The sequence below is a fragment of the Vibrio sp. R15-SG3-ISO1A genome, from assembly GCF_059833955.1.
The window spans coordinates 129137-144084 of sequence record NZ_JCBDGH010000083.1; the positions used below are offsets into that span (position 1 = coordinate 129137).

The 14948-nt window shown below is 44.5% G+C and carries 15 protein-coding genes; 8 read left to right on the plus strand and 7 right to left on the minus strand.

The window, feature by feature from the left end; all coding sequences use genetic code 11:
• Nucleotide 1 precedes the first annotated feature (1 nt).
• Complete coding sequence (gene phoU / locus AC6R0L_RS14380) at nt 2-649, plus strand: phosphate signaling complex protein PhoU (protein WP_263837494.1); 648 nt, start codon at nt 2-4, stop codon at nt 647-649.
• Nucleotides 650-762: 113 nt separating this feature from the next.
• Here phoU and AC6R0L_RS14385 read toward each other — a convergent pair whose 3' ends face one another.
• The 5 genes from AC6R0L_RS14385 to AC6R0L_RS14405 all read right to left on the minus strand — a co-directional run bounded on the left by AC6R0L_RS14385 (nt 763) and on the right by AC6R0L_RS14405 (nt 4153).
• Entirely contained in the window at nt 763-999 is a 237-nt protein-coding gene (locus tag AC6R0L_RS14385; protein WP_161441081.1) for a thioredoxin family protein, read from the minus strand.
• Nucleotides 1000-1008: 9 nt separating this feature from the next.
• Nucleotides 1009-2013 carry a permease gene (locus AC6R0L_RS14390; RefSeq protein ID WP_500629546.1) on the minus strand — a complete coding sequence of 335 codons (1005 nt, stop codon included), beginning with the start codon at nt 2011-2013 and terminating at the stop codon, nt 1009-1011.
• Between the two features lie 132 nt (nt 2014-2145).
• Nucleotides 2146-2712: a sigma-70 family RNA polymerase sigma factor gene (locus tag AC6R0L_RS14395; RefSeq protein ID WP_500629547.1), complete on the minus strand. Its 567-nt coding sequence runs from the start codon at nt 2710-2712 to the stop codon at nt 2146-2148.
• Complete coding sequence (arsB, locus tag AC6R0L_RS14400) at nt 2705-3769, minus strand: ACR3 family arsenite efflux transporter (RefSeq protein WP_500629548.1); 1065 nt, start codon at nt 3767-3769, stop codon at nt 2705-2707. The genes AC6R0L_RS14395 and arsB overlap by 8 nt, the downstream gene beginning before the upstream one ends.
• Nucleotides 3770-3814: 45 nt before the next feature.
• Nucleotides 3815-4153, minus strand: coding sequence for a metalloregulator ArsR/SmtB family transcription factor (locus AC6R0L_RS14405; protein ID WP_500629549.1), 339 nt, complete (start codon nt 4151-4153; stop codon nt 3815-3817).
• A gap of 608 nt (nt 4154-4761) precedes the next feature.
• Between AC6R0L_RS14405 and AC6R0L_RS14410 the strand changes: the two genes are divergently transcribed.
• Both AC6R0L_RS14410 and tyrS read left to right on the plus strand, forming a co-directional pair.
• Nucleotides 4762-5583 carry a LuxR family transcriptional regulator gene (locus AC6R0L_RS14410; RefSeq protein WP_500629550.1) on the plus strand — a complete coding sequence of 274 codons (822 nt, stop codon included), beginning with the start codon at nt 4762-4764 and terminating at the stop codon, nt 5581-5583.
• A gap of 81 nt (nt 5584-5664) precedes the next feature.
• Nucleotides 5665-6921: a tyrosine--tRNA ligase gene (gene tyrS, locus AC6R0L_RS14415; RefSeq protein WP_500629551.1), complete on the plus strand. Its 1257-nt coding sequence runs from the start codon at nt 5665-5667 to the stop codon at nt 6919-6921.
• 282 nt (nt 6922-7203) lie between these two features.
• Here tyrS and AC6R0L_RS14420 read toward each other — a convergent pair whose 3' ends face one another.
• On the minus strand, nt 7204-7995 hold the full coding sequence (locus AC6R0L_RS14420; protein WP_500629552.1) for an MBL fold metallo-hydrolase: 792 nt from the start codon (nt 7993-7995) through the stop codon (nt 7204-7206).
• A gap of 114 nt (nt 7996-8109) precedes the next feature.
• Here AC6R0L_RS14420 and AC6R0L_RS14425 point away from each other — a divergent pair, with 114 nt between their 5' ends.
• Nucleotides 8110-9075, plus strand: coding sequence for a GlxA family transcriptional regulator (locus AC6R0L_RS14425; protein WP_500629553.1), 966 nt, complete (start codon nt 8110-8112; stop codon nt 9073-9075).
• Nucleotides 9076-9361: 286 nt separating this feature from the next.
• Here the strand turns inward: AC6R0L_RS14425 and AC6R0L_RS14430 are convergent, their stop codons facing one another.
• Complete coding sequence (locus tag AC6R0L_RS14430) at nt 9362-10555, minus strand: acetate/propionate family kinase (protein WP_500629554.1); 1194 nt, start codon at nt 10553-10555, stop codon at nt 9362-9364.
• Between the two features lie 376 nt (nt 10556-10931).
• Here AC6R0L_RS14430 and AC6R0L_RS14435 point away from each other — a divergent pair, with 376 nt between their 5' ends.
• The 4 genes from AC6R0L_RS14435 to AC6R0L_RS14450 all read left to right on the plus strand — a co-directional run.
• Entirely contained in the window at nt 10932-12545 is a 1614-nt protein-coding gene (locus tag AC6R0L_RS14435; protein ID WP_500629555.1) for a putative bifunctional diguanylate cyclase/phosphodiesterase, read from the plus strand.
• Between the two features lie 364 nt (nt 12546-12909).
• Nucleotides 12910-13983 carry a porin gene (locus AC6R0L_RS14440; RefSeq protein ID WP_500629556.1) on the plus strand — a complete coding sequence of 358 codons (1074 nt, stop codon included), beginning with the start codon at nt 12910-12912 and terminating at the stop codon, nt 13981-13983.
• A 169-nt stretch (nt 13984-14152) separates the two neighbouring features.
• On the plus strand, nt 14153-14539 hold the full coding sequence (gene cueR, locus AC6R0L_RS14445) for a Cu(I)-responsive transcriptional regulator (RefSeq protein WP_500626712.1): 387 nt from the start codon (nt 14153-14155) through the stop codon (nt 14537-14539).
• Nucleotides 14540-14634: 95 nt separating this feature from the next.
• Nucleotides 14635-14948, plus strand: a 314-nt coding sequence (locus AC6R0L_RS14450; RefSeq protein ID WP_500629557.1) for an RNA-binding S4 domain-containing protein, incomplete at its 3' end; no start/stop codon positions are given.

A 14948-nucleotide genomic window follows, 5' to 3' on the forward strand; every position in this document is an offset into this window, starting at 1 on the left:
AATGGAAAATCATACACTAAAGAAATTTGATCGTGACTTAGAACAGATAAAAACCGAACTCAATGAACTCGCCAGCATTGTGTTAAAAGAGTTCGAGCAAGCGATTGATGTCTTTGATAAACCTAATACTGAGCTAGCCGATAACATTGTTGCTCAAGACCGTATCGCCAACCAGTGCTTGAGTAACATCGAGCAACATGGAGCCAGAGTATTAGCTCGTCAACATGCCGTAGCCGATGACCTCCGCTTTATTCTCTCATCAATGCGCATCGCACCCAGGTTAGAACGTGTCGGTGATTATGCAAAATCGATGGCGGTAAAATCGAGTCAATTCAAGCAAGTTATTCCTGATGAACTTAATGAGATATTCCACCAGATGCATTTACACCTAGTGACAATGCTGCGTAGTGTCATTGAGGCATACAATACTAAAAATGCCACTCAGGCGAATGTTGTCTGGGAAGGCGATGATACGCTCGATGCCTATTATCGAGATGTATACACACTACTCATTCAGGGCTTTAACCAGCAAAACACTTCATCTCAACAACTGGTTGAACTGTTGTTCATTGCGAAAGGGCTAGAGCGAGCTGGCGATCATATCAGTGACATAGCCACAGATGTACAGTTTATGGTGAATGGCGCTTAAAAGCGCACTTTATGAGAGTCACGAAAGTTTAATGGTTCTATCAGTAGCTACCAATTATCTATCGCCTGTTTCTAAAGCCTTCCTTACGGAAGGCTTTTATCATTCATATTGTGTTAACGAGATAACCAATTAATCACGCTCTCGGAGCTTGGGATCCCACCTGCGTGAACCACTTCTTCATCCATGACAACGCCTGGTGTAGACATCACGCCATAATTCATGATCGTTTCAAGGTCGGTTACTTTTTCAACCGAAACATCAACGCCTTGCTCTGCCGCAACTTTCTCAATCAGTTTCGCGGTATTAACGCAGTTGGCACAACCTGACCCTAGTACTTTAAATGCTTTCATGTTTATCTCCTAAAATTGCCAGAACAGTAAGTTAAATATCCACCCCATAACAGTAAATGCTGTCAGCAGTAGACTAAAAAGAAGTCCCAGTAAGCGCCATTGCATCACTTGTTTTAGCATGACAAATTCAGGGACACTTGCAGCGACAGTGCTCATACAAAACGCTAATGTCGTACCAATGGGAAGACCATTTCTCAGTAAACTCTCCATGATAGGAATCACCCCCGTGGCATTGGAATACAAAGGGATACCAATTAAGACTGAAGCTGGAACCGACCACCACTGACCTGCGCCTAAGTGGGCTTCTATCCAGCCATCAGGTACAAAACCATGTAAGCCTGCACCTATACCCACGCCAATAAACACCCATTTCCAAACCCGACCGATGATTTCAACCATTTCTTGTTTGGCGAACTGATGTCGATACAAAAGCGTGATTGCAGACTCTTCGTTACTAACGTTCAGATTTCCCTGAGTATGCTGTTGGGCTTGGGCTTTCTGCATGGCTTTTGCTGCAAATGGCTGTAACCAACGCTCTGCTCCTATCAGATCCAGCAACCAGCCACTCAACATCCCGATAAGCATTCCAATCAGGACGTACATGATGGTGAATTTCCACCCAAGTAGGCTAAACAGAAGCAATACTGCGATTTCATTGATCAATGGCGAGGTAATCAAAAATGCCATGGTGATCCCAAGTGGGATACCTGCGGAGGTAAAGCCAAGAAAAACGGGAATGCTTGAACATGAGCAGAATGGGGTGATCGCCCCGAAAACACTTCCCGTCACATAGCCAAAAAGACGGCGCTTTCCCGCAAGATAGTGTCGTACTTTTTCAACATTTAAAGAAGCGCGGAACAAAGCAATGACATAAATCATGACGACCAGCAACGCCATGATTTTACTAGTGTCTTCTATAAAAAAATGAATAGTATCTGCCAGCTTAGTACCTTGCTGCATAGCAAATAACTGGTAGGTCATCCAATCAGCAAGATGGGTAAAGACTTCAAACATATCGGCTCCTTCAACCTCGTTATTTATTTCTTTTGTGACTAAGACGAAGTCGGTGCCGAAAGGATGCAAAGAATTTTATGAATATTTATTTTACAGGGGTGCTCTGATACTTAATTAGATTCAAGAAACGATCTATTCTCGAAAAAAGCAACAAACACGCTGTTGTTCGTCGAAACGTATATGACATTGCGTTTGCAAAACGTGTTTGAGTTTTTGTCTAGCACGCTGAATACGTGATTTGGTTGCCACTAAAGTGAGTCCATTTTGCTCGGAAAACTGCTCTTGAGTAAGACCTTGTAGGTCACACTGTTTGATAATTTCGCTTTCAGACGCAGTCAGTTTTGATAGCGCTTTAGGTAGACATTGCGCAAGGCTATCGACGGCGGGAAGTTCATGTTTTTCCCATATCGGCTCATTATCTCTCAGATCCTGGACTTGTTCTTGATTCGCCTTACGTTGCTTATCAATGAGCATATTCCGCGCTACCCGATATAGCCACGCTCTTTGGTTTTGAATATCGCAAAACGCTTGCTTCTGCTTTAACGCCTTCAAGAAGGTATCTTGTAGTAAATCAAAGCTCAGCTCAGGATCACCTGTTTGCTTAAGCAACCAGTAGTAAAGCTCGGACTCGGAAAGATGCCATGTCTCAATGAGACATGGCACTGCTGAAGTTTGTTTCGAAATACTGCTCTTAGGCATAATATTTACGCTTCATTCTCAAGGCGACGTTAACCAACGCGATTAAGACAGGCACCTCTACCAAAGGTCCAATCACACCCGCAAATGCTTGGTCAGAGTTTAATCCAAATACAGCGATTGATACGGCGATAGCTAGCTCGAAGTTGTTACCAGATGAAGTAAAGGCGATGGATGCATTTTGGTCGTAAGGAATACCCATACGCTTCCCAATGTAAAAGCTCACAAAAAACATCACCATAAAATAGATGATAAGTGGTACTGCAATACGGAATACATCCATCGGTAACTCAATGATCATTTCACCTTTCAGGCTAAACATCAAAACGATGGTTGCTAAAAGCGCAATCAGGGTAATTGGCGAAATACGAGGGATGAAGACTTCGTTATACCACTGTTCACCTTTTGCTGAGACCAATAGCTTACGGCTTAGGAACCCTGCTAAGAAAGGGATGCCTAAATAAATTAAGACGCTTTGTGCAATATCCCAGATAGTGATGTCAACAACGAAACTTTCAAGACCAAAGTAAGGGGGTAAAACAGTAATAAACAGCCATGCCATAAAACTGTACGTGACAATCTGAAACGCGCTATTTAAGGCAACTAAGGTTGCTCCGTACTCTTTGTTTCCGCCGCTGATGTCATTCCAAACCAACACCATTGCGATGCATCGAGCAAGGCCAATCAGAATAAGTCCCACCATATAGCCAGGTTGATCACGTAAGAAAATGATGGCCAAGGTGAACATCAAAATCGGTCCCACGAGCCAGTTCATCACTAAAGAAAGCGTTATCGCGCGTTTATCACGAGTTACCTCACCTAAAAGGCTATAGTTCACTTTCGCCAATGGCGGGTACATCATTAAGATGAGGCCAATAGCAAGTGGGATATTGGTTGAACCAACAGATAGGCTTTCGTTCCACTGAGCGACTTGAGGAAATAACACGCCAATCCCGACACCAACTGCCATTGCAAGAAAAATCCATACGGTTAAGTATCGATCAAGAAAACTCATTTTTTCAGATGCGCTGGTTTCGACACAGCTTGAGACATTACTCATACAAACCTCTTTCATTTAAAATTGATAAACCAACGGAATAGAGCATTATTCGTTCACAACATTCGTACATGATTTGCCTTTGATGAACTGCAACTCTGACTCGATAAATGTCAAATTATGCTTAAGGGTGATCTCCAGCACTTGCTTGACCCAAAGAGCTAGCGCGGGATTGACACGGTAATAAACCCACTTACCACGCCGCTTATCCAGAACAAGCTCGTGCTTTCGCAATTCGGCAAGATGCCGAGATACTTTGGGTTGACTAAGATTCAGCGCTTCCATGAGATCACAGACACACAACTCGCCTTGCTTCTGCATTAAAAGCAAAGACTTAAGCCGAGTTTCTTCAGAAAGTGCTTTGTAAAGAAGGATTGGATCAAACATAGGAACCATTCAATGCTATAAAACATATGAAATATCATATATCTTATCTTTCATATATGTCAATTTCCCAATTAAACAGTGCTTCTGAGAGATAAGTTAGATTAGGAAAAGTAAGTCGATAACTATGAGAAATTAGCGTCTTAATATTGAGACTAAATTGGAATGAGGCAAAAACAAGTCAAGACGAACCTTGCAGACTTAAGGGCACAAAATGAACTACAGAAGTCAATAGAGCGAGTAATGGAGGTGCCGTCATGCGCTGCTTTGCGATGGTCTATCCAACATATGATAACAAAAAAAGCGAGCACAAGGCTCGCTTCTATCTATTTGATTTTAAATCAAATTAAAGCAACTCAACCGACTGTTGGGCAATCACAAATTCTTCGTTGGTTGGGTTTCTATTAGTATCGCACCTACTAACAGGGATTTGGACATAAACGCGTTACGAACCATAACACACTCTAATTTTTTGGATTACCTCAAGTATTGCAACCATACACTCAGAATGACATGAAGGGGGCCAAATTCAATTATCCAATACAGATAACTTTGGGGTAACAGCCTGTTGCGTTATGCTTATCCCAATCTTTATTGACTCGCGAATCCCCATGCCTAACGACGCATTCAACACTCAACTTGCAGAGACAATTTCTGCTCTTAACTCACCAAGCTTTACGCCTAAACTGATGCGCGTTATTGCTTCGTTATTGAGTTTTGATTGCGCGGTGATCCTCGGCTACCGCGAAGGCAAACACCCTATCTACTTGTATGATTCGATTGAAAATGAACGCGAGCTTTTGTTCCAGCGTTATCTCACCACCTCTTTTCAAAACGACCCGTTTTACCAGAAGCTTAACGCCAACAAAGAGCAAGGCATCTTCACGCTCAAAGATGTCGTAGGTAAAGACGTCGCGCGCAACGATCTCGATTACCAAGCCTACTGTGAGCAGTTTTACCATCAAACGGGCTGGAAGGATGAACTTAGTATGCTGATCGAAATCGAGCCGACACGTTGGGTGATGCTCTACTTCGGTTTTATGCAGGACGATAAGCGCTTCACCAAGGCTCAAGTCACCAAGCTCAAATCTTACTTCGCGATTATTCAGTCTTTGTGCCAACAGCACTGGAAACAAACCGAGTTTACACTCGCCGAACCAGTCTTCAGCCCTAACGTCTATTCAGGACAAATGCGTGCCGCGATTGAATCCGCACTGGCATCGTTTGGCCAAACCGTCCTCACTAATCGAGAACAAGAAATCGCGGCATTGATCGCGCAAGGCTATGACAGCAAAGAGATTACAACGCAGCTAGATGTGGCTGAGGGCACCGTTAAGAACCACCGTAAACGCATCTACGCACAACTGAATGTGGCGTCGTTGAGCGAGTTCTTTCAGCTGTTTCTTAACCACCTGATCACTCAATCAAGATAACAAACTGTCCCTTTAGGGATATATCTCGATTCCGCATCGCCTTTTAATCTGAATACAACCAAACCAGATAAAGATAAGACGATGACACTGATTGAAGATTTACAAGCTCGCGGCTTGATTGCCCAAGCGAGCGATTTAGACCAAGTTCAAAAACTGCTTTCTACGCCACAAACCTTGTACTGCGGTTTCGATCCAACCGCAGGTAGCCTGCACATTGGCCACCTTGTACCACTAATTATGCTCAAGCGCTTTCAAGACGCAGGACATCAAGCCATTGCTCTGATTGGTGGTGCAACGGGTATGATCGGTGACCCGAGCTTTAAAGCCACTGAGCGAAGCTTAAACTCAGAAGAAACCGTAACGGGCTGGGTACAAGATCTGTCGAATCAAATTCAACAGTTGATGAATAACCAAGTCAGCAAGCCAATGATCATGGTAAATAACACAGATTGGGTGAAGAAGATTAACGTGATCGACTTCTTCCGCGACGTAGGTAAGCATTTCTCCGTAAATACCATGATCAGCCGAGAGTCGGTGAAGCTACGTTTACAACGTCCAGATCAAGGCATCTCATTTACCGAGTTCAGTTACGCACTGCTGCAATCTTACGACTTCGCAGAACTAAACCGTCAGTACGGCTGCCGCCTACAAATCGGTGGCAATGACCAATGGGGCAACATTGTTAGCGGCATTGACCTTACTCGCCGTCAAAATGGTGAGCAGGTCTTCGGTCTAACCTTACCTTTGATCACCAAATCTGACGGCACTAAATTTGGTAAAACCGAAGGTGGCGCAGTGTGGTTAGATCCAAGTAAGACCTCGCCTTACGCTTTCTACCAATTCTGGTTATCCGCGGAAGATGCCGATGTTTACCACTTCCTGCGCTACTATACCTTCTTGAGTTGCGATGAGATTGCTGCAATTGAAGCACAAGACAAAGAGAGCAAAGGCAAACCACAAGCACAGCGTATCCTAGCTGAGCAAATGACGCGTTTTGTCCACGGTGAAGAAGGCTTAGCAAGAGCAGAGCGAATCACTCAAGCGCTATTTAGCGGCAATGTGCAGCAGCTAAGTTTGAGCGAGCTAAAACAGTTGGAACTCGATGGCTTGCCCAATATGCAAAGTGCTGAGCGAGACTTGTTAGAGCTTCTGGTTGAGTCAGGCTTAGCCAAATCAAAACGCATTGCCCGTGAACTGATTGGCAGCAACGCCATCAGTGTGAATGGCGAGAAAGTTGATGCAGAAAACCCAAACTTGAACTTCCCGCTGTTCGACCAGTACTGGTTACTTCAACGCGGTAAAAAGCACTTTTACTTGGTGAGACGTATAGTGGGTTAACACACTTCAGTTAGGGGCACACCGTACCTCAAATCATCATTTTGCCATTGAACATTGCAATGGCAAAATGATGACGCTGATAATTTAGTGATATTTGCAGGTCAAATATTGCACAGCAGTTTATAGTGGATTAGCAAATTTAGTTGGAGATATAAGCATAAGGAAGAGTATATCAAATTACGCTTTAGAGAACCGAGTAGCTAAACGCTCGCAACACAGATAGGGGCATAAATCATTTAGATTATTTACTTAAATCGAGAGTCATCGGATTAGTTCAGGTATCTAAAACTCCAAGGTTTCACCATCAGCAGGAATAAGGACTTTATCTGACAAACCGTTTTTATCAATTGCTTCTTTAAGAATTGGTCGAGTCACTGCACAGTGGTTTAGTGCCTCCATATGGTTCGCAATCACATTGTTAGGGGAAAGATGGATAAACTCCATTACTTCATCAATAGACATCAATAACGGTTGACCAACGTCCATACGAGCACGACCAGCGGCTACTACTGTGATATCAGGTTTCAACTCATTCAATGCTCGTTTTACATCATCGGTTAGAACTGTATCACCGCTAATGTAAATAGAAGGCTCATTGGGAAGATCCAAGAAAAATCCAACACCATTAGCCATTACCTTATGAATCCACCCATGTCCGTGCAAAGCAGGCACCGCTGTGAGCTTTCCACCTAGAAAGTCGATAGTTTCCCAGTCTTTAATTCCCCAATTTACCCTTAAGCCATATTTTTCTAGATAGGCTTTATCTTTGGCTGGTGTCGCAACTGGGATATTACGACTTGTTAAAAACGCCTCACCTGCTGAGTCTAGGTGATCTGCATGCTGAAGAGCTTTAATACCTAAAGTTCGACTATGAGTGATCAGCGTGTGAGTGACCTTGGTAAGTAATTCCTTTGCATTATTTGGCATTTCAACGGTAGGGTTTCTGGCTGGTTTGGCTTTAAGTACCGAAAAGGGAGGTAATGAGCCTTTTTTACCCAACATAGGATCAATAAGGATAAATGTTTCGCCAGATTCAATGATAAAAGTTGCGCTACGTAGGTGGTGGATCCTCATAATGCCTCTCTATACTCACTAACAAGTCATGTTCTCTATACGATTTAGTATGCTACTTGTCGACTTTTTGTGTTAGTGTCCTGAAAGTCAATGTTCGCGCAAATCGAGACATTCATGAACAAATCAAGCGAGTTAATTAAAATTACTATGATAGCCTTTGAAGGCATCAGTGCTTTTCATCTCTCTGTGCCCTGTCTGGTGTTTCAAGATATCTTTTTCGGTCAACCGACTCGGTTTAACTTGAGGATCTGTAGCGAAAACAGCTTGCGGTTTGAAACAAGCTCTGGATTTGGTGTGGTGGTAGATAGCGATTTAAGTACTACCCAAGAAGCCGATATTATAATTATTCCAAGCTGGCCAAATGACCTGCCAGAGCCAAGTGAACGACTTCTAGAGGCGTTAATAGAGCATCATGATAAAGGGAAGTTGCTGGTAGGGCTCTGCCTTGGTTCTTATGTTCTCGCGTGTGCTGGCGTTCTCGATGGCAAACGAGCCACAAGCCACTGGGCATTTACCGAACAATTTCAGCAGCAATTTCCTAAGGTGAATTTTGACCCAAACCCTCTATTTGTTGAACATGAGACTATCATCACCTCTGCTGGAGTTGCCGCTTCACTCGATTGCTGTCTGCACATAGTGCGCCGTTTGTGTGGTAGTGAGCTTGCGAATGATCTTGCACGTAAGATGGTGACAGCACCATCTCGTAATGGTGGCCAGCAACAATACATACCAGCACCAGTCAACATAAAACCCCTCACAAAGACAAGTATTAACCTTGTGATTGAGCAGGTTGAGCAGAGTCTCAATCAGTCTCATTCACTAGATGAAGTCGCTGAGCGATGTGCGATGAGCAAACGTACCTTCACACGCCAGTTTAAATCCACCTATGGCTGTACATTTGGTGAATGGCTTCAAAATCAGCGTTTGGTGCTCAGCCAACGCCTACTAGAAACCACGAAACTATCGATACCTCAAGTTGCAGAGCAAGCGGGTTTTGGCTCTGACAGCGTATTCAGAAAGCACTTTAAATCTGCATTTCATGTATCGCCAGCTCAGTGGCGCACGACTTTTAAGCAATAGAATTCATTTCATTGAGGGCGATGAAATGAATTCTAGCATCTATTACTTTTTGTATCTCAAACTTAGTAAGTTGAATAACGTTACAATTCTAGGCGCAGCTCTTTTTAGGGCAAAAACAAGTCAACACGAACCTTGCAGAATTAAGGGCACAAAAATGAACTATAGAAGTCAATAGAGCGAGTAATGGAGGTGCCGTCAGGCGCTGCTTTGCGATGGCCTATCCAACATATGAGCACAAAAAAAGCGAGCACAAAGCTCGCTTCTATCCATTTGATTTTAAATGTAATTAAAGCAATTCAACCGACTGTTGGGCAATCACAAATTCTTCGTTAGTTGGAATCACTAGGGCAAGTGCGTTAAGCAGCTCAGACTTACCAATGATACCCGCGCTGCCAAAGCGTGCGTCTTCGTTACCCTTCACATCTTCGACAAAGCCAAGTAGACCTAGGTTGTTTAAGATCTCACGGCGGATATCCAGCGCGTTTTCACCGATACCACCGGTGAAAATGACCGCATCTAGGCGATCGAGAGGGATCAGGTATGAACCGATGTATTTGGCAACGCGGTAAGTGAATACCTCGAATGCCAATTTCGCGCCTTCGTGTCCCTCTTCCATTGCTTGAAGAATACCGCGCGCGTCAGAAGTCACACCCGATACGCCCAAGAAACCTGATTTCTTGTTGAGCGTTTCAAAGACTTGCTCTTGGGTCCAACCTTTTTTCATCAAGAACTCGATGATACCTGGGTCTAGGTCACCGGAACGAGTACCCATCATAAGGCCCGCTAGCGGAGTGAAACCCATTGAGGTATCGACTGACTGACCATCTTTAATAGCACACACAGACGCGCCGTTACCCAGGTGAACGGTGATGAAGCTGCACGACTCGACGGGTTTATCCAGCATTTTTGCCGCTTCTCGGCTAACGAAGTAGTGACTCGTACCGTGGAAGCCGTAGCGACGAATACCGTATTGTTTGTACAGTTCGTTGGAAATTGCGCCTGTAAACGCTTTTTGTGGCATGGTTTGGTGGAAAGCAGTATCGAACACGGCAAACTGTGGCAGTACAGGGAAAGCGTCCATCGCCGCTTTGATGCCTTTCGCGCCAGCAGGGTTGTGCAATGGAGCAAGATCAGAAAGGTTTTCGATCTCTGCCAGCACGTCTGCATCGATACGAACCGTTGAGGTGAATTTCTCACCACCATGAACAATGCGGTGACCCACAGCGACCAAATCCTTGTCCAGACCTAGCGACTCGATGAGTAATACAATACGATTAATGGCGTGCTGATGATGGTTGTCTGGCGCGTCAACTGCTTCTTCTGTTTTCTCGCCATTAAACTTCCAACTGATGGTCGCTTCGGGCAATCCAAAGCATTCACCCAAACCGGAAACGATTGCGTCACCAGTGGCAGAATCAATCACTGCGAATTTTAGTGAAGAACTACCAGAGTTAATCACTAGAACGTACGAATTAGACATGGGGGAGAGTTCCTGTTTCAACGTGAGTGGGGAAAGCCGTCTGCTTCATCTACTTAAAATCATTATTCAATATTTTTTTAATCTTTCAACTAATTTTATCAACATTAAACAAATCAGATAAAATTTATTGATCTGCCGCAAAGTCTGAATTTTTTCTTAGCTAAAAATTAATACAAATTGTCACCGATTTTAGGATTACACAGCGTGTTGTTATCTGACAAAAAGCGAACGCAAACCCAAATGTTGCAAACATCGGATGAGACGCCGTTTGGTATTCCCGTAAGAACACGCCTACACTTGAAAAAGCAGTGTTCATTCAGTTGTGTACCCATGACACTGACCTACTTTGTTGTTAATCCGCTGATGAGAGATAAATGTGTCAACCATTGCGATAAGCTTTATTGCCCTTGGCATTCTCCTACTCGCCGCGAGCCTTGCGACCGCGCGTGAGATCTGCAACAACACTCGCTACATTGGTTGGCGGTTGCTGACAATATTGATCTTTCTTTTTATCGCTGGCTACAGTGCCATATTCCTTATTTTGCTTAATGACAGTGATGTCGGTCATGTGATGTTTGCACTCAGCAGCATTCTTTTTGCCGGCAGCGTGTTCGTCTTTATGGTGACGCGTTTTAGTTTAAGCAGTATTTCTCGCCTAAAGGATTTGGCCGAGCAAGAGAAATACAACTCACTGCATGACTCGCTCACCGGATTACCCAATCGCAAGTACTGCATCGACGCCTTGGATGAGTACATTGTCAACGGGCGCACTTTTCAGTTTCTGCTGCTCGATATTGTCAACTTCAAACAAGTCAATGATGGCATGGGCCATTTTTGTGGTGATCAACTCTTGATTCAAATCGGTCACAGATTGAGTGCCTTGATGGGCCAAGATGCGATGTTGGCGCGTCTTGGTGGTGATGAATTTGCGGTGATTGCCAAGCTCGAGCATCGCACAGAAGGGCTTAAATTGGCCAAGAAGATCAACAAAGCGTTGAGCCAACCCTTTCTACTCGAAGGGTTTGAGTTGACAAGCAGCGCAGCGATTGGCATAAGCCGCTTCCCCGATCACGGGCTGAGCGCCGAAGCGCTGATGAAATCCGCTGATATGGCGATGTATTGGGCGAAAAATAACGGCAACCTTATTGCCCATTATGATGAGCACATGTATCAGGGAGCGAAACAAAAGCTGCAGATCTCACGTCAGATTGATGCGGCACTCGAAAGCAACGAGTTCCAAATTTTCTATCAGCCGATCATCAATAGTAAAAAAGAGGCGGTGTGTGGCTATGAAGCCCTGATTCGCTGGATAAAAGATGACGGTACGGTGATTAGCCCCGTCGACTTTATCCCTATTGCCGAGCAGAGCCACAAAATCGTTTCAATCACCAATTGGGTGCTAAAACGAGTGACGCGGGATATTGCGCATTTTCAGCAAAGTGGTATTCATTATCCTGTTCACATTAACCTGTCCGCCAAAGATTTGATGGGCCAAGGTTTGGTCAATCAACTGCGTGAGTTGGTTGACGAACACCCAGCGATGACCGATTACATCGTACTGGAAATAACGGAAAGCACCGCCATCAACCGTTTGCATAGCCCAGAGAAACTGCTCTCTTCGATTCGGGCGTTAGGGTTCAAAATCAGCTTGGATGACTTTGGTACCGGCTACTCTTCTCTCTCTTTATTGCGTGACTTGCCCGTCGATCAAATTAAAATCGACCGCTCTTTTTTGTATCAACTTGACACCAATGATCGCAACGACTCTATTGTCGCCAACGCCATCACTTTGGCGCACGGCTTAGGGTATACCGTGGTCGCTGAGGGCGTAGAAGATCAATCGGTGCTTCGCACACTGAAAGGCTATGGCTGCGACTATATCCAAGGGTATTACTACAGCCCAGCCATGGCGCTTGACCAAGCCATTCGTTGGACTCATGACCACACGACTCAGACAGCGGCCCCACTCACTCAATCCCATAGCCTCTAACAAGAGGCTCAAACCACCGTTCAAAAGGTTATGTTTGTAGAGATTGACAGGTACAACCAGTTAGCGAAAGGTAAAATTTCACACCCACCCATTCACAAACCAAATAACACAAATGCAACAAAAGACCCGTCATACTCATCAACGCCTAAAAACAATCTAAAAATAACCAATAAAAAATATAAAAACACAAAACACCTACAATAAGCCATTGTTTTTATGTGCAATTTTAAATCTCTAACGTTTTATCATGTTTTTGAGAGCTTCATCGAACTTTCAAGATAAAGTGCATCCCACGTAATCAAACGTGATAACCCGCTCATTTCGTTACGTTTATCGAATGGGCTGATTCAATATGGACTTTATGATGAAAAAAACGATTCTTGCAGTAGCCATTGCCTCTCTTTCTTCAACAGCAATGGCGGTTGAGCTTTACAACAACGACGGTACGACTTTCGCAGTTGGCGGTCACGTATCAGTTAACCTAAACGGTTCTGAGCAAGGCGACACTGGCGTTGGTTCTAACTCTCCACGCATCAACTTTACCGCTACTCAAGACCTAGGCAACGGCTTCACAGCTGACGCTCGCGGCGAATGGCAACTGAACTACCTAGACGGCGGTGACAACACTTTCACAACTCGTCTAGGTTACGTTGGTTTAACTCATGAAGATTTCGGCCGCGCAGTCGCAGGTACTCAGTGGGCACCTTACTACGACGTAGCGGGTGTAGCAGATATGCCAATTGCGTTTGCTAACGACTTTATCTACGACAACCACGGTGCATTTGGTACGGGTCGTGGCGAGAACATGATCTCTTACCGTAACGGAGTAGAGCTAGGTGAAGCTGGCGCACTAGACTTTGGTCTTGCTTGGCAAGGTCAACAACGTGACGAGGAGCTAGGTTACACGCCTAACGAAAAATTTAAGTTCGATGTAAAAGACCGTGTTCAAGCAACAATCTCATACTCAATTATGGGCGCTAAGTTAGGTTATGCGTACAACTCTGGCGACATCAATGGTGCAGCGTTTAATAAAGCAGAATCGGCAACTTCACACGTTGTATCAGCTGCTTACGGCTCATATGGTAAAGGTCTATATGTAGCGGGTGTTTATGCCTCTAACGAATTTATGAACAGCATTGGTAGCCAAGCAGATGCAAGCCTCCTAATGGAAGAGTCAGACGCATATGAATTCCTAGCGTCTTACGCTCTACCAAATAGCCTAAACTTCATCGTTAACTACGAAATGGTTGAAGGCAAGCTAATCGACGGTGCACCAAAAACGACTGCTCGTGAAGAAGTAGCGCTACAAGTTGAATACAACTTCAAGCCAAACTTCGTAGGTTACACTGCGTACCAGTTCGATCTAAACGACAAACCACAAAACGTGAAAGTTGAAACTAACGACATGTGGGTTATCGGCGCACGTATCTACCTATAAGTTCTAGGTAAACGACTGTCCTTATTTGCTGGCGAATATTGCTAGCTATGCTCACCCCTTTCGGGGTGAGCTTTTTCATTTTGGGCCTAGATGTTTTGGGCACTAGATAGGTGCATCAGCGATCATTTCGTAGTACAACATAACCCAACATAAGACGAAAGGAGAGCGCATGAACATTGGCAGCGTCGCAGAACTGACTGGCCTATCCAGCAAGTCTATCCGCTTATATGAAGAAAAAGGCCTCATTACCCCGCCAAGTCGCAGTGATTCCGGCTATCGCGAGTATGGCGAACAACAGGTCCAAGAGCTGAACTTAATCTCGAGAGCAAAAAACGCCGGCTTCTCTTTGCAAGAATGTAAGGAGTTCGTCCAACTGGCGCATAACCCGCAGCGTAAAAGCAGTGAGGTGAAAGCCAGAGCACAAGTCAAACTGGATGAAGTGCAAAACAAGATTCGCCAGTTGCAAGAGATTGAAAAGCAGCTCAAAGAGTGGATCGCCGCTTGCCCGGGTGATGCGAGCAGTGAGTGCCCGATCATTAAAGATTTAACGCAATAGATTGCATCTTTGTTCGATGCCAGTACACTGCGCGGCACGATTGTAGTAATAGTGATGCAAGAAACGTGTAGCATCAGGATTTGTGAGAACCCGTTATGTCTGAGTATGAGTCAGAAGAGATTGAAATTGAAGCGATCGGTATTGAAATCGACTCGCAACCTATTGAGCTTTATAAGATCTTTAAAATCGCCAATCTCGTCAGTGGTGGCGGTGAAGCCAAGCACATTATCTCTGAAGGCTATGTCGCGGTGAATGGTGAAATAGAAACGCGCAAACGCCGCAAGATAATGGACGGCGATTTGATCGAGTTCAACCAGCAGTACTACATCATCATTTGTGCCGATGGTGAAAGCAGCGGTGTCAACGACTACTACTATGCTGATGACACAGTCGAAAAGCACAACATCGA